The organism is Pseudomonas sp. Bout1 (assembly GCF_034314165.1).
GTDB lineage: Bacteria > Pseudomonadota > Gammaproteobacteria > Pseudomonadales > Pseudomonadaceae > Aquipseudomonas.
Map to the genome: position 1 here is coordinate 104455 of NZ_JAVIWK010000001.1, position 15617 is coordinate 120071.

The following is a 15617-nucleotide window of genomic DNA, read 5'->3' on the forward strand; positions in this document are numbered from 1 at the left end:
TAAGCCAGTGGGAGGCAGAGGATGCATGAGCAACACCAAGGCGGCTGCCATTGCGGCCGGGTGCGTTATCAGTTCAGCGGGGCGTTGGTGGATATTGCCCATTGCCACTGTTCGATTTGTCGGCGGGTCAGCGGTGGGCTGGTGACGGCCTGGATCACCCTGCCGCGTTCTGCGTTTTCCTGGGTGGAGGGAACGCCGGCACAGTACGAATCGTCATCGACGTGCGTGCGGTATTTCTGTTCGAACTGTGGGGCGCACTTGGCGTTGGTGACCCGCCTGAGCCCTGAGAGTATCGATGTGACCATCGCGACCCTGGATCACCCGGAGCAGGCCCCGGCAGATCGGCACATCTGGGTACAAAGCCGATTGCCGTGGTTGCACCTGGACGAGCAGTTGCCACAAGAGGATCAAGAAGCGCTCTAGGGCAGTTCGAACCCGCCGGAGGCCTTGTGCAGCGCCCGCAGGTGTTCGCCCAATTGCTTGAGGTTGGCCTCACACGCGGCAATCTCCGCTGCGCGGGACGGTTCCAGCAGCGCCCTTACCTCTTTGTCCAGATCGCCGGTCAGCGACTGCAACTGCTTCTGGCGCGCGGCGCTTTCCGATTCCAGCCGTTGGGATTCCGTCGGCTGCGGCAGGCCGTAACCGCTGGTGCCCAGCAGTTCTGCCGGGCGACTGAGGAAGCCGCTGTTGGCGAGGATCTGCTGCAAGGTAGCGTTGGCCTTTTCCATGCCGCCGTTCTTCAGCTCGCGTGCACCGAGGTAACGTTGTTTGACCTCATCCTGGGCCAGCATGAGTTGCTTGCGAAAACTCGCCTGCTCCAGCAGCAGCAAGGCCGCGCTGGCGCGCAGGTCGGCTTCGGCGAACCATGGGCGACGTTCCGCGGCGCTCAGGGACAACCAATCTTCAACTTCAGCCTGCTTGATCGGTAGACGCTTTTTCAGCACCTCGAACATCGCCTGGTAGCGCTCGCGGAAGGAGTCGAAGTGATAGCCCAGGCGCAGCGCGCGTTTCTTGTCATCCAGCACGCTGGTATCAGCCAGGCCGCGGCCCTTGAGGACTTCCAGCAGGCCGTTGGGCGTGATGTTGTCCAAGCCGGTCAACTGCGGGTTGGCGCTGCCGCTGCGTAACAGCTTCAGGCTCTCCACCGCGCAGTTGTTGGAGATGAAGAAGTAATTGCCGTCGTAGCTCCAGTGCATCTCGGCGGCGTGTTCGACGGTGTCGTTGATCTCTTGGCGCGTGAGTTTCAGCGGCACCGAAGCCAGGCCGCGCAGTTCGGTCTTGGTGTACTCATCAATGACTTGGGACAGCGGCAGTACGAACAGCCGCGACGGGTACTTGCCGATCAGGCCGTCCCAGCTCGACAGCTGTACGTCGCCGACAAACGCGCGGTAGGACAGCACCAGGTGCTGGTCCAGGTCCAGCCGGCAATCCGGGCCGCGTGGCCGGCCCGGCGCGCAGATCACCAGGCGCAACATGCTGTGGCCCCAGCGGCTTACCAGGTTCTGGTTGGCCTCGGCCAGCAGGTAGTCGATTTCGTAGACGCGCTCGGGGTCGACTTGGCCCAGCGGTGTCTTGGCGAAATCGTTGCCGGCGTTGAGGAACGCGTAGGTTTTTGCGCAAGTATCCTTGGCCGGCGGCGCCCAGCCAAAGTGTTCCTTGTAATAGCGGTACAACGAAGGCCGGCGGCACGCGTAGCTCGGGTCGAGGAGGAAGTACTCCATGTTGACCGCGACGAACTCCAGCGGGCTGGTGGTTTCGTAGATGTCCGGGCTGCGGGCCACCTGGTGGTTGTTCTGCTCGCGTTCGCCGCGACGGCCGACATACTGCGGCCAGCCGGCAAGGTCCAGCAGGCGCGGGTCATCGCTGAGGGTAAAGCGGCGGTCATTCTGGCCACGGCATTGATCGGGCAGGCCGATCAGGCCGGTGATGTTGTTCTGGCGGCTGCAACGCTGGATCAGCTTGCGGTCGGCGCTGGACCACAAGCGGGCGCGGTCGTAGATGTGGGTCAGTTCATGCAGCACGGTGGCGAGCATTTCCCGGCGCACGGTGCCGTGGGGGCGGTTGGTTTTTTGCGTCGCGGCGCTGCCGTCGGTGAGGCTTGCCAGCAGGTTGCTGTTGAGGTCCAGTTCGGACACCAGCGAGGCCTGGCCGTAGGCGTTCTCGGGCATCTTGTCGGTCCAGCCGACGTCGATGGTCCGGTCCAGTTGCTCGATGAAGCGCGGCGGCAACGCCTGCATCGCTTCATCCAGCAATGCCTGGCTGGCCTGCTGCTGGGCAGGGCTCAGGCCATCGGTCTTGAGCCGCAGTTGCAGGCTGGCCTGAGCCGCACTGGCGCCCAGCAACAGGGTGCCGGCCAGTAGCCAGGCGGCAATCCGCCTCACAGAGAGAGGATAGCTTCGGCGAGGACCTGGTCGCTGGCGTCGCGGGCTTCCGGCACGCGGGTTCGCAGGGTATCGAAGGCGGCTTCCAGCTGGGCGCCACGAATCTCGCCATTGCTGGCGACGAAACTTGCGGCATCGTCGTGGGCTTCGCGCACCACTTTGGAGTCGCGGATGGAGGTGGTGGTGTCCGACGTGAAGTCGATGGTTCGCGCCGAGGCACGGACGATGATGTTACTGGTGGCCTTCAGGGTTTGTGCCTGGGCAACACCGGCCAACAACAGCAGGCCGAGAGCGGCGGCGATCAGCGGGCTACGCATGGAATGACTCCGAAATACAAAGATGATTATTGGACGAGAATTGCTTGAGCCAGTTCAAGGTCGCTGGCGTTAAGTTTTGGCTGGGTGCGGCGCAAATAATCCAGCGCTGATTCCAGCCGGGCTCCCCGCCATTGGCCGTCAGTGGCAATGAAAGCGGCAGCGTCATCCTGGGCGGCCAGTATCAGTTTATGGTCGAACGGTGCGGAGGTCACTTTGCTGGTGGCATACGCACTGACAACGAGGCTCTGGGTGGACAGGTCAAAAGCCAGAACTTGCGTGGACCAACAAGCGCAAAACACTATGGGAGCGATCAACAGGCGGTATGAAAAAGCCATGGGACTCGACAACTGAAAACGAGTGCCAAGGCTAGCGCAATGCCCGGGCGAGAGCCAGTGCGCAGGATTCAAGGAGCGCCTGGCGCCCCCATCTTCCTCACCTGCAGTTAGATGGCCAGGATCGCCTGGGCCAACTGAGCGTCAGTCGCGGTATTCAATTGCGGAGCCTGTTGGCGAATCTGCGCCAGGGCGCTTTCCAGTTTCACGCCACGGATGGCGCCTTCGCTGGCCACGAAACTGGCGGCGTCGTCGCGCGCGGCACGTACGACTTTGTTGTCACGCAGGGAGGATGTTGCATCGGAGGTAGCGTCTGAGGTGGCTTTGAGTGCGCCAACGATCGAATCCGTGGTCACGATCAGGCTGGTGGCGTTGGCATTGGCAGCCAGGGCCAGCAGGGCTGCGGTGCTCAGCAGGCGAAGACGGGACATGGGGTGACTCCTGTAGGGGAACGAATAAAAGTGGCACAAAGCCGCTACTTGATCAGCGGGACCATGGGCATCAGACGCCCGTTGTAAGGGGTTCGCCACGTGGCAGACGGATATTAAGCCGCCGTTTATCCGTTCGGATAGCTACTTGAGGTGTTACTCGCTCCAGAACGATTTGGATAGTTCAGCGACTCGGTCGCTGTGACTGATGCCTGCGTCAGACAGCTCCCTCCAATCCAGTTGCGCTAGCAATTTGCGCGTGCGGGCGCGTTGCTCCCAGTGGGCAAGCGCTGAGGCTGTGCGTTTCAGTAGCTGTATCAACAAGGAGCTTTTGCGGATTTGAATGTGCATGGCGAGAGCCTTTCATGAGGTCCTGGAACACCATGTTGGGCTGGGCAGCATTACCGATACAGATACACCAAATCTAAATTGTACTGCTCAAGTGTTATGTTTTTTAAACTGTACCTATAGAAACCAATGCCTTTTGTTTTCGTCCTTAAAAATTCAAACCCAGAAACAACAAAACCCGCCTCCGGTTACCCGGGGCGGGTTTTGTCTTAACAATTCTGAGTGCTGGCAGTGGACCCGGTGGGTCAGGGCCAGCGGACGCTATTTAGCGCCAGAACGGCTTGCTCAACTCTTCGTAGCGTTGTGCTTCGCTGATACCGGCATCAGCCAGCAGACGCGAATCCAGGCGAGCCAGTTGATGGCGGCTGGAGATGCGGCGCTGCCACAACATCAGGTTGGCGAGAACGCGCAAAGGCATGGAAGCCTGGGTGTTTACAGCTTTTTCTTCGAAGAACAGATCGGAACTGAGTGTACGTTCCATGATGACATCCTTCCGCTTGTGGCGGGATTAGGTAGTGGTTTAACTGATGCCAATGATCCTCCTCCGGCGCAAGACTCTCTAGATACAGTTCACCTGTATTGTGAGGGGCCAGTTAACTGTTTATAGGGGCTGTACTGTACGAAATTGGGGCAACTGTACCTGTCGGCACTTTTATGGTGCATTTTGAATGGTTTTAGGTGAGATAGTAGGATTTTTCGGTAGGAAATGACCGGTACAGCAGTACAGTTTTTTAAAAAAGACAGGGCGATAAACCCGGACTGATGCAACTGTGTTTGCATCAGTCCGAATCTGTATCAATTACGCCTTCAGCATATGCCCGGTTTCTTCCAGGTTGATGTGCCAACTCAGTGCTTCTCGCAGGATGTGCGGGGTGTGGCCGCCCAACGCACAGGCTTGTGTGAAGTACGTGCTCAGGGCGTCGCGGTATGCTGGGTGCACGCAGTTGTCGATGATGACCCGAGCCCGCTCTCGCGGCGCCAGTCCCCGAAGGTCAGCCAGGCCGACTTCGGTTACAAGAATGTCAACGTCGTGCTCGGTATGGTCCACATGGCTGACCATTGGCACCACACTGGAAATCGCGCCCGCCTTGGCAATTGACTTGGTGACAAAGATCGCCAGGTGCGCGTTGCGGGCAAAGTCGCCCGAGCCGCCAATGCCGTTCATCATCCGCGTGCCGCAGATGTGGGTGGAGTTGACGTTGCCGTAGATGTCGAACTCCAGCGCGGTGTTGATACCAATGATGCCCAGCCGACGCACCACTTCCGGGTGGTTGGAGATTTCCTGAGGCCGCAGCACCAGTTTTTCTTTATAGCGTTCCAGGTTGCCAAACACGTCGGCGTTGCGCCGCTCCGAAAGCGTGATCGAGCTGCCCGAGGCGAAACTCAGCTTGCCCGCGTCGATCAGGTCGAATGTAGAGTCCTGCAGTACTTCCGAATACATCGTCAGGTCTTCGAACGGCGAATCGATCAAGCCACACATCACTGCGTTGGCAATGTTGCCGATGCCGGCTTGCAGCGGGCCGAGCTTGTTGGTCATGCGCCCCGCGTCGACTTCTTCTTTAAGGAAGTTGATCAGGTGATTGGCAATCGACTGGGTATCGCTGTCGGGCGGTGTGACGGTGGAGGCTGAGTCGCACTGGTTGGTGATGACAATGGCGACGATCTTCTCGGGCGGTATCGGAATCGCGGTGCTACCGATACGGTCGTCCACGGCCACCAATGGAATAGGCGTGCGGGTTGGGCGATAACTCGGGATATAGATGTCGTGCAGACCTTCCAGGTTCGGGTTGTGCGCCATGTTGATCTCGACAATCACTTGCTTGGCAAAAATCGCGAAACTGGCGGAGTTGCCCACAGAAGTGGTCGGCACAATGTGGCCCTGCTCGGTGATCGCCACGGCTTCGATCACCGCGATGTCCGGCAGCTTGAGCTGGTTGTTGCGCAGTTGCTCGACGGTCTCGGACAAATGCTGGTCGATAAACATGACTTCGCCGGCGTTGATCGCCTTGCGCAGAGTGCTGTCCACCTGGAATGGCATGCGTCGCGACAGTACGCCGGCTTCGGTCAGTTGCTTGTCCAGGTCGTTGCCCAGGCTGGCGCCGGTCATTAGGGTGATTTTCAACGGCGAGGTCTTGGCGCGTTCGGCCAAGGCGTGGGGCACGGCCTTGGCTTCACCGGCGCGGGTGAAGCCGCTCATGCCGACGGTCATGCCGTCCTGGATCAGTGCGGCAGCGTCAGCCGCGCTCATGACCTTGTTCAACAACGAAGGCAAGCGGATACGATCACGGTACATGGATTGTTATCTCGGGCTACGAAAGCAAGATGCGCAGTCTAGTGATTTCAAAAAGTTTCGTCCCGCTACCATGGTCGAATGCCAGGCAGCGATTTAGAGCCTTTTGTCGGGTTTTTACCGATAATAAAAAACCCCAGCCTACTAAAGGCCAGGGTTTTGGGTATTGCGCTGGCGCAGTGTTTATTCGACGGCCTTGACCATGTCTTCGATGACCTTCTTGGCATCACCAAAGACCATCATGGTCTTGTCCAGGTAGAACAATTCGTTGTCCAGGCCGGCGTAGCCGCTGGCCATCGAGCGCTTGTTGACGATGATCGTCTTGGCCTTGAACGCTTCGAGGATCGGCATGCCGGCGATGGGCGACTTGGGATCGTTCTTGGCGGCCGGGTTGACCACGTCGTTGGCGCCGAGCACCAGCACCACGTCGGCCTGGCCGAACTCGGAGTTGATGTCTTCCATCTCGAACACCTGGTCGTAAGGCACTTCTGCCTCGGCCAGCAGCACGTTCATGTGGCCAGGCATCCGCCCGGCAACCGGGTGGATGGCGTACTTCACTGTGACGCCGCGGTGGGTCAGTTTCTCGGTCAGCTCTTTCAGCGCATGTTGCGCCCGTGCCACAGCCAGGCCGTAGCCCGGTACGATGATCACGGTGTCGGCGTTGGTCAGCAGGAAGGTTGCGTCGTCAGCCGATCCGGATTTCACCGGGCGCGCTTCTTTCGAGCCGGCCGGGCCTGCGGCGTCTGCCGTATTGCCAAAGCCGCCGAGCAGCACATTGAAGAAGGAGCGGTTCATCGCCTTGCACATGATGTAAGACAGGATCGCGCCGCTTGAGCCTACCAGCGAGCCGGCGATAATCAGCATCGAGTTGTTCAGTGAGAAGCCGATACCCGCCGCCGCCCAGCCGGAGTAGCTGTTGAGCATCGAGACGACCACTGGCATGTCGGCGCCGCCAATCGGGATGATGATCAGCACACCCAGCACGAACGCCAGGGCCAGCATCAATGCGAAGGCACTGAGGTTGCCGGTGAACATGAACGCCAGGCCCAGGCCGAGCGTCAACAGGCCCAACACCAGGTTCAGTTTATGCTGGCCGCGGAACTGTACCGGTGCGCCCTGGAACAGGCGGAACTTGTATTTGCCCGACAACTTGCCGAAGGCAATGACCGAGCCGGAGAACGTAATCGCACCGATGGCGGCGCCGAGGAACAATTCCAGGCGGTTGCCTGCGGGGATCGAATCCCCCAGGTGTTTGACGATGCCCAGGGATTGCGGCTCCACGACTGCCGCAATGGCGATAAACACCGCGGCGAGGCCGATCATGCTGTGCATGAATGCCACCAACTCCGGCATCTTGGTCATTTCAACGCGCTTGGCCATGATCGAGCCGGCGGTGCCGCCGACCAGCAGGCCGACGATAACGTAGCCGATGCCGGCGGTCGCCAGTTCAGCGCCGAGCTTATAGATGAGGCCCACGGTGGTAAGCACCGCCAGCGCCATGCCGAGCATGCCGAACAGGTTGCCGCGCCGGGAAGTGGTGGGGTGCGAGAGGCCTTTGAGAGCCTGGATAAAACAGATCGACGCGATCAGGTAGAGCGTCGTAACCAGATTCATGCTCATTACTTCTGCACCTCTTCTTTAACCTTGGGCGCTTTCTTCTTGAACATCTCAAGCATCCTGCGGGTAACCAGGAAACCACCGAACACGTTGACGGCCGCGAGGGCTACAGCCAGTGTGCCCATGGTCTTGCCCAGCGGCGTCACGGTGAGTGCGGCAGCCAGCATGGCGCCGACGATCACGATTGCCGAAATCGCGTTGGTCACGGCCATCAGCGGGGTGTGCAAGGCTGGGGTGACGTTCCAGACCACGTGATAACCGACATAAATCGCCAGCACGAAGATGATCAGGTTGTAGATACCGGGGGAGATAAGCTCTTCCATCGTCTGAATCCCTGCTTAGGCGTTTTTGCGGATGACTTGGCCGTCGCGGCACATCAGGCACGCGGCGACGATGTCGTCTTCGAGGTTGATTTCAAACTGCCCTTCCTTGGTGAAGACCAGCTTCAGGAAGTCCAGCAGGTTGCGCGCATACAGCGCCGAGGCATCGGCCGCGACGGCACCGGCCAGGTTGGTCGGGCCGCAAATGGTCACGCCGTTTTCCACGACCACCTGATCGGCCACGGTCAGCGGGCAGTTACCGCCTTGGGCTGCGGCGAGGTCGATGACCACCGAGCCTGGCTTCATCTGTGCGACGGTTTCGGCGCTCAACAGAGTGGGTGCCTTGCGGCCCGGGATCAATGCGGTGGTGATGACGATGTCGGCCTGCTTGGCGCGCTCGTGCACGGCCAGCGCCTGACGCTGCATCCAGCTGGTAGGCATGGGGCGCGCATAACCGCCGACGCCGACAGCGCATTCACGTTCTTCATCGGTTTCGTAGGGCACGTCGACGAACTTGGCGCCCAGGGACTCAATCTGTTCCTTTACAGCCGGGCGCACGTCGGACGCTTCGATTACCGCCCCCAGGCGTTTCGCAGTAGCGATCGCCTGCAGCCCGGCTACGCCAGCGCCAAGAATCAGCACGCGCGCGGCCTTCACTGTGCCGGCGGCGGTCATCAGCATAGGCATGAAGCGTGGGTAGTGATGGGCGGCGAGCAACACGGCCTTGTAGCCGGCAATGTTGGCTTGGGAAGACAGCACATCCAGGCTTTGCGCGCGGGAGGTACGCGGCGCTGCCTCAAGGGCAAAGGCTGTGATGCCATGCTCGGCCAGCCGAGTGATGGTTTCGTTGCTGAACGGGTTGAGCATGCCCACGAGCACGGTGCCACTTTTGATCAGCGTCAGTTCGCTGGCATTGGGCGCGACCACCTTGAGGATCAGCTCGGCGCCGAATGCATCACTGGCGCTGCCAATGGTCGCGCCTGCTGCTTCATAGGCACTGTCGACGACACTGGCGTTGATGCCTGCACCGGCTTGCACTGTGACCTTGTGGCCTTGGCCGATCAGCTTCTTGATGGTTTCCGGGGTGGCAGCCACCCGCGTTTCACCGGTATGGGTTTCGAGAGGAACACCAATGTGCACGTCAAATCTCCTGCATGATCTTTTTGCTTTGATTTTGTAAAAAGGCCAGTGCACCGAGAAGCACATCTGGGCGGCCGATCAGCACGATCCCGCTTGAATACAGCGGGGCGCGGCATTTTGCAGGCGAACTTTACGGCCTTCAAGAGATTATGACGGGTGACGAAAAATTAACTACAAGTCACCCTGTGACCGATTGCCGCAATGGTGCTGAACAACTCCTTTAAATACAGAGAGTTAAAGGAGTTAAGACGAAATAGGGACTTGCCGCCATCGGTAATATGAATAGGCGCCCATTGCCGCGACGTTTATGGCTGTAGGCCTCTGTAAGCGCGGCTTAAGGCCGATTCATGGTCAAAAGAACCGGTCTTCTAAATTGCGACATATATATACATATGTAGGTATTTTTGTTTACTGACTACAGGATCAGGTATGTGGGTTTTCCCTTTATATATTGGGGTTGTAGCGGAGTGACTGATCGATTAGCCAGTCTCTGAATGCATGAAGAGACGCAGATTCGACTTTTCTCTCGGGAATCATCAGGTAATAGGCCTTTGAGCTCGCCAGTATCTGAGGGCTGGCGACCACCAGGCGGCGTTCGCTCAATTCTCTTTGAATAAGGAACGGCGGGATCAACGCAATGCCCATGTCGTGCATGGCTGCCTGGGACAACATGGAGAATAGCTCGTAACGGGGGCCTGTCATGTCGCGGGGTATGTCCAGCTGTTGCGCGTTGAACCACTGGCGCCAGGCATAGGGTCGAGTGGTTTGCTGCAACAGGGGCAGTTCGGCGATTTCGTGCGCGGTGAAGTGCGAACGCTCACCCAGCAAGCGTGGGCTGCACACCGGGAGTGGGTTTTCTCCCATTAGCTTGTGGGATTCGGTGCCGGACCAGTCGGCATCACCAAAGTAGATCGCTGCGTCGAATTCGGTATCGGCGAACAGGAAAGGCCGCGTGCGGTTGGTCAGGTTGACGGTGACCTCTGGGTGTTGTTGCTGGAAGTCCTTGAGGCGGGGGATCAGCCACTGCGTGCCGAAGGTCGGGACCACTGCCAGTTCGATAACGTTGGTGCCCTGCTGGCCCATCACCGACAAGGTGTCGCGCTCGACCGCGTCCAACTGTGCGGCCACTCGGCGGCTGTAGGACAGCCCGGCTTCCGTCAGCTTCACGCCCCTGCGGGAACGTCGAAACAGCTCGACACTCAAAAACTCCTCAAGGCCTGCGATCTGCCGGCAAATTGCGCCTTGGGTGATCGAAAGCTCCTGCGCAGCCTTGGTAAAGCTCTCGTGGCGGGCCGCTGCCTCAAAACTGACCAGTGCCGTAGTGCTCGGAATCTTTCTGCGCATGTACCGTAGCCTCACAAGTAAAGAGTATATATGCCGGTTTTGAATGTTACGGAGTGAGAAATTAGCACAAGGCTATGAAAAAACCTCGTTTGCCCTCCTCGCTTTCGCGGCCTAGGCTCCATGCACGACTTTTGATTTACTTCGCGAGGACTCATTCATGGGCGGCAAGGCAAGCTTCAACTGGATCGATCCACTGTTGCTGGATTCACAGCTGACTGAAGAGGAGCGCATGGTGCGTGACAGTGCCGAGCAGTTCGCCCAGGACAAGCTGGCGCCGCGGGTGCTCGAGGCCTTCCGCCATGAAAAGACCGACCCTGCGATTTTCCGCGAAATGGGCGAGACCGGTTTGCTGGGGGCGATGATTCCCGAGCAGTACGGTGGCAGTGGCTTGAACTACGTCAGCTATGGCCTGATTGCTCGTGAGGTCGAACGTGTGGATTCCGGCTACCGCTCGATGATGAGTGTGCAGTCATCGCTGGTGATGGTGCCGATCAACGAGTTCGGTACCGAAGCACAGAAGCAGAAATACCTGCCGAAGCTGGCATCTGGCGAATGGATTGGCTGCTTTGGTCTGACCGAACCTAACCATGGCTCCGATCCGGGCGCGATGATTACTCGTGCACGTAAGGTGGATGGCGGCTACAGCCTCAGCGGCAGCAAGATGTGGATCACCAACAGCCCCATTGCCGATGTATTCGTGGTGTGGGGTAAGGACGATGCGGGCGATATTCGTGGCTTCGTATTGGAAAAAGGCTGGAAAGGCCTGAGTGCTCCGGCGATTCACGGCAAAGTTGGGCTGCGCGCCTCGATCACCGGTGAGATCGTCATGGATAACGTGTTTGTTCCTGAAGAAAACATCTTCCCGGATGTACGTGGTTTGAAGGGGCCTTTCACGTGCCTTAACTCGGCGCGTTACGGGATTTCGTGGGGAGCGCTGGGTGCAGCGGAGTTCTGCTGGCACACCGCGCGCCAGTACACCCTTGATCGCCAGCAGTTCGGGCGTCCATTGGCGGCTACCCAACTGATCCAGAAGAAGCTTGCAGACATGCAGACCGAGATCACCCTCGCCCTGCAAGGTTGCCTGCGGCTAGGTCGTATGAAGGATGAAGGTACGGCGGCTGTGGAGATCACATCGATCATGAAGCGCAACTCCTGCGGCAAGTCCCTGGACATTGCCCGTATGGCGCGGGATATGCTCGGCGGCAACGGTATCTCCGATGAGTTCGGTATTGCCCGTCACCTGGTTAACCTTGAGGTGGTGAACACTTATGAAGGTACCCACGACGTGCATGCGCTGATCCTGGGGCGCGCGCAAACCGGTATTCAGGCGTTCTATTAATAGGAGAACGACCATGGGCGCGCTATCGCACCTGCGGGTACTGGATTTGTCGCGTGTGCTGGCGGGCCCTTGGGCTGGGCAGATACTGGCAGATCTTGGCGCTGAAGTGATCAAGGTCGAGCGGCCGGGTAACGGCGACGACACGCGTGCCTGGGGCCCGCCCTTCCTCAAGGATGCGTACGGGGAGAACACCACTGAGGCGGCGTATTACCTGTCGGCCAATCGCAACAAGGAGTCGGTGACCATCGACTTCACGCGGCCGGAGGGGCAGAAGCTGGTGCGTGACCTGGCGGCGAAGTCCGACATTCTGATCGAAAATTTCAAGGTGGGTGGCCTGGCGGCCTACGGGCTGGATTATGAGTCGCTCAAGGAGATCAACCCGGAGTTGATCTACTGTTCGATTACCGGATTTGGCCAGACCGGTCCCTATGCGGCTCGGGCGGGTTATGACTTCATGATCCAGGGGCTTGGCGGGTTAATGAGCCTGACCGGCCGTCCTGATGGTGAAGACGGCGCCGGGCCAGTCAAGGTAGGCGTGGCACTGACAGACATCCTTACGGGGCTCTATTCGACGGTGGCGATTCTGGCAGCCATGGCTCATAGGGATCATGACGGCGGTGGTCAGCATATCGATATGGCCTTGCTGGATGTGCAGGTGGCCTGTCTGGCCAACCAGGCGATGAACTACCTGACGACGGGCGTCTCTCCCAAGCGCCTGGGTAACGCTCATCCGAATATCGTGCCTTATCAGGATTTTCCTACGGCGGATGGCGATTTCATTCTTACCGTGGGTAATGACGGGCAGTTCCGTAAGTTTGCCGAGGTGGCCGGGCAGCCGCAGTGGGCGGATGATCCGCGGTTTGTTACCAATAAGCTGCGAGTGGCCAATAGAGCGACGCTGATCCCTTTGATCCGTCAGGCGACCGTATTCAAGACAACGGCTGAATGGGTTGCCCAACTCGAGCGGGTGGGTGTGCCGTGTGGTCCGATCAATGACTTGGCGCAGGTGTTTGCCGACCCGCAAGTAAAGGCTCGCGGGTTGGCGATGGAGTTGCCTCATGCATTGGCCGGGATGGTGCCCCAGGTGGCCAGCCCTATGAGGCTGTCCAAGACGCCCGTTGAATACCGTAGCGCGCCTCCGCTTTTGGGAGAGCATACCTATCAGGTGTTGCAGCAGGTGCTCGGTTTGACGCCGGCGAATGTGTCGGTTTTGAGGGAGGCTGGAGTCATCTGAAGCGTCTCTTCTATATAGAAGGCTGTCGAGGCTTTCTCTATAGAAGGAATTGGTTGGTTTTTAGCCAGCGGCGCCTATTTGATAGAAAGCCTGAATTAAGGGTTGACGGCAGATCCTGGAAGTCTATAATTCGCCCCACTTCCGGCGCAGTCGAAACGTAAAACTCCTTGGTAAACAAAGAGTTATGTAGGTTTCGACAGCGAGCTGCTTCAGATCATCGAAGCCCAGAAGGAGTTGGTAGGGCAGTGTTGTTTGGCTCTATTAACGTTTCGATCTTCTCGGTCGAAAGCGGAGAAAAAGAGGTGTTGACAGCAGCGTGTAACGCTGTAGAATTCGCCTCCCGCTAACGAGAGATCGGAAGCGCAAGTGGTTGAAGTTGTTGAAGAATTCTTCGAAAGCTTCTGAAAATAATCACTTGACAGCAAATGAGGCTGCTGTAGAATGCGCGCCTCGGTTGAGACGAAAGATCTTAACCAACCGCTCTTTAACAACTGAATCAAGCAATTCGTGTGGGTGCTTGTGGAGTCAGACTGATAGTCAACAAGATTATCAGCATCACAAGTTACTCCGCGAGAAATCAAAGATGTAACCAACGATTGCTGAGCCAAGTTTAGGGTTTCTTAAAAACCCAAAGATGTTTGAACTGAAGAGTTTGATCATGGCTCAGATTGAACGCTGGCGGCAGGCCTAACACATGCAAGTCGAGCGGTAGAGAGAAGCTTGCTTCTCTTGAGAGCGGCGGACGGGTGAGTAATGCCTAGGAATCTGCCTGGTAGTGGGGGATAACGTTCGGAAACGGACGCTAATACCGCATACGTCCTACGGGAGAAAGCAGGGGACCTTCGGGCCTTGCGCTATCAGATGAGCCTAGGTCGGATTAGCTAGTTGGTGGGGTAATGGCTCACCAAGGCGACGATCCGTAACTGGTCTGAGAGGATGATCAGTCACACTGGAACTGAGACACGGTCCAGACTCCTACGGGAGGCAGCAGTGGGGAATATTGGACAATGGGCGAAAGCCTGATCCAGCCATGCCGCGTGTGTGAAGAAGGTCTTCGGATTGTAAAGCACTTTAAGTTGGGAGGAAGGGCAGTAAATTAATACTTTGCTGTTTTGACGTTACCGACAGAATAAGCACCGGCTAACTCTGTGCCAGCAGCCGCGGTAATACAGAGGGTGCAAGCGTTAATCGGAATTACTGGGCGTAAAGCGCGCGTAGGTGGTTCGTTAAGTTGGATGTGAAATCCCCGGGCTCAACCTGGGAACTGCATTCAAAACTGACGAGCTAGAGTATGGTAGAGGGTGGTGGAATTTCCTGTGTAGCGGTGAAATGCGTAGATATAGGAAGGAACACCAGTGGCGAAGGCGACCACCTGGACTGATACTGACACTGAGGTGCGAAAGCGTGGGGAGCAAACAGGATTAGATACCCTGGTAGTCCACGCCGTAAACGATGTCAACTAGCCGTTGGGAGCCTTGAGCTCTTAGTGGCGCAGCTAACGCATTAAGTTGACCGCCTGGGGAGTACGGCCGCAAGGTTAAAACTCAAATGAATTGACGGGGGCCCGCACAAGCGGTGGAGCATGTGGTTTAATTCGAAGCAACGCGAAGAACCTTACCAGGCCTTGACATCCAATGAACTTTCTAGAGATAGATTGGTGCCTTCGGGAACATTGAGACAGGTGCTGCATGGCTGTCGTCAGCTCGTGTCGTGAGATGTTGGGTTAAGTCCCGTAACGAGCGCAACCCTTGTCCTTAGTTACCAGCACGTAATGGTGGGCACTCTAAGGAGACTGCCGGTGACAAACCGGAGGAAGGTGGGGATGACGTCAAGTCATCATGGCCCTTACGGCCTGGGCTACACACGTGCTACAATGGTCGGTACAGAGGGTTGCCAAGCCGCGAGGTGGAGCTAATCCCAGAAAACCGATCGTAGTCCGGATCGCAGTCTGCAACTCGACTGCGTGAAGTCGGAATCGCTAGTAATCGCGAATCAGAATGTCGCGGTGAATACGTTCCCGGGCCTTGTACACACCGCCCGTCACACCATGGGAGTGGGTTGCACCAGAAGTAGCTAGTCTAACCTTCGGGAGGACGGTTACCACGGTGTGATTCATGACTGGGGTGAAGTCGTAACAAGGTAGCCGTAGGGGAACCTGCGGCTGGATCACCTCCTTAATCGACGACATCAGCTGCTCCATAAGTTCCCACACGAATTGCTTGATTCATTGAAGAAGACGATAAAGAAGCAGCCCGAAATTGGGTCTGTAGCTCAGTTGGTTAGAGCGCACCCCTGATAAGGGTGAGGTCGGCAGTTCGAATCTGCCCAGACCCACCAATTTTGTGTGGGAAACGCCTGTAGAAATACGGGGCCATAGCTCAGCTGGGAGAGCGCCTGCCTTGCACGCAGGAGGTCAACGGTTCGATCCCGTTTGGCTCCACCACTAACTGCTTCTGTCATGTAAAGCTTAGAAATGAGCATTCCATCGTTAGGATGGTGAATGTTGATTTCTAGTCTTTGATTAGAT

14 protein-coding genes, 2 tRNA genes and 1 rRNA gene are annotated in these 15617 nt (G+C 57.8%); 6 read left to right on the plus strand and 11 right to left on the minus strand.

Going from position 1 to position 15617, the window contains the following annotated elements:
• Nucleotides 1-21 precede the first annotated feature (21 nt).
• Nucleotides 22-423 carry a GFA family protein gene (locus tag RGV33_RS00510; protein ID WP_322142672.1) on the plus strand — a complete coding sequence of 134 codons (402 nt, stop codon included), beginning with the start codon at nt 22-24 and terminating at the stop codon, nt 421-423.
• Here RGV33_RS00510 and RGV33_RS00515 read toward each other — a convergent pair.
• The 11 genes from RGV33_RS00515 to RGV33_RS00565 all read right to left on the minus strand — a co-directional run bounded on the left by RGV33_RS00515 (nt 420) and on the right by RGV33_RS00565 (nt 10517).
• On the minus strand, nt 420-2381 hold the full coding sequence (locus tag RGV33_RS00515) for a DUF4105 domain-containing protein (protein ID WP_322142673.1): 1962 nt from the start codon (nt 2379-2381) through the stop codon (nt 420-422). The genes RGV33_RS00510 and RGV33_RS00515 overlap by 4 nt on opposite strands.
• Nucleotides 2378-2698: a DUF2388 domain-containing protein gene (locus RGV33_RS00520; RefSeq protein WP_003214760.1), complete on the minus strand. Its 321-nt coding sequence runs from the start codon at nt 2696-2698 to the stop codon at nt 2378-2380. The genes RGV33_RS00515 and RGV33_RS00520 overlap by 4 nt, the downstream gene beginning before the upstream one ends.
• 26 nt (nt 2699-2724) lie before the next feature.
• Entirely contained in the window at nt 2725-3033 is a 309-nt protein-coding gene (locus RGV33_RS00525; RefSeq protein ID WP_322148590.1) for a DUF2388 domain-containing protein, read from the minus strand.
• Between the two features lie 107 nt (nt 3034-3140).
• Nucleotides 3141-3461: a DUF2388 domain-containing protein gene (locus RGV33_RS00530; protein ID WP_322142674.1), complete on the minus strand. Its 321-nt coding sequence runs from the start codon at nt 3459-3461 to the stop codon at nt 3141-3143.
• A 153-nt stretch (nt 3462-3614) separates the two neighbouring features.
• Nucleotides 3615-3809 (minus strand): DUF1127 domain-containing protein, encoded by a 195-nt coding sequence (locus tag RGV33_RS00535; protein WP_322142675.1) that lies wholly within the window; start codon nt 3807-3809, stop codon nt 3615-3617.
• Between the two features lie 262 nt (nt 3810-4071).
• Nucleotides 4072-4287, minus strand: coding sequence for a DUF1127 domain-containing protein (locus RGV33_RS00540; RefSeq protein ID WP_048721398.1), 216 nt, complete (start codon nt 4285-4287; stop codon nt 4072-4074).
• Between the two features lie 318 nt (nt 4288-4605).
• Nucleotides 4606-6099 carry an acetyl-CoA hydrolase/transferase family protein gene (locus RGV33_RS00545; protein WP_322142676.1) on the minus strand — a complete coding sequence of 498 codons (1494 nt, stop codon included), beginning with the start codon at nt 6097-6099 and terminating at the stop codon, nt 4606-4608.
• 180 nt (nt 6100-6279) lie between these two features.
• The gene (locus RGV33_RS00550) at nt 6280-7716 is read right to left on the minus strand and encodes an NAD(P)(+) transhydrogenase (Re/Si-specific) subunit beta (RefSeq protein WP_322142677.1); all 1437 of its coding nucleotides are present in this window, start codon (nt 7714-7716) and stop codon (nt 6280-6282) included.
• Nucleotides 7716-8036, minus strand: a complete 321-nt coding sequence (locus RGV33_RS00555; RefSeq protein ID WP_025854291.1) for an NAD(P) transhydrogenase subunit alpha — start codon at nt 8034-8036, stop codon at nt 7716-7718. Before RGV33_RS00555 ends, RGV33_RS00550 begins: the two co-directional genes overlap by 1 nt.
• 15 nt (nt 8037-8051) lie before the next feature.
• Nucleotides 8052-9173, minus strand: a complete 1122-nt coding sequence (locus RGV33_RS00560; RefSeq protein WP_322142678.1) for a Re/Si-specific NAD(P)(+) transhydrogenase subunit alpha — start codon at nt 9171-9173, stop codon at nt 8052-8054.
• A gap of 444 nt (nt 9174-9617) precedes the next feature.
• A complete protein-coding gene (locus RGV33_RS00565) occupies nt 9618-10517 on the minus strand; it encodes a LysR family transcriptional regulator (RefSeq protein WP_322142679.1) in 900 nt (299 codons plus the stop codon).
• Nucleotides 10518-10674: 157 nt separating this feature from the next.
• Between RGV33_RS00565 and RGV33_RS00570 the strand changes: the two genes are divergently transcribed.
• From RGV33_RS00570 to RGV33_RS00590, 5 genes are all read left to right on the plus strand, one after another.
• A complete protein-coding gene (locus RGV33_RS00570; protein ID WP_322142680.1) occupies nt 10675-11856 on the plus strand; it encodes an acyl-CoA dehydrogenase in 1182 nt (393 codons plus the stop codon).
• 13 nt (nt 11857-11869) lie between these two features.
• Entirely contained in the window at nt 11870-13090 is a 1221-nt protein-coding gene (locus tag RGV33_RS00575) for a CaiB/BaiF CoA-transferase family protein (protein WP_322142681.1), read from the plus strand.
• A gap of 640 nt (nt 13091-13730) precedes the next feature.
• A 16S ribosomal RNA gene (locus RGV33_RS00580) occupies nt 13731-15267 on the plus strand.
• An 83-nt stretch (nt 15268-15350) separates the two neighbouring features.
• Nucleotides 15351-15427 (plus strand) — tRNA-Ile (locus tag RGV33_RS00585).
• Nucleotides 15428-15457: 30 nt separating this feature from the next.
• Nucleotides 15458-15533 (plus strand) — tRNA-Ala (locus RGV33_RS00590).
• Nucleotides 15534-15617 lie beyond the last annotated feature (84 nt).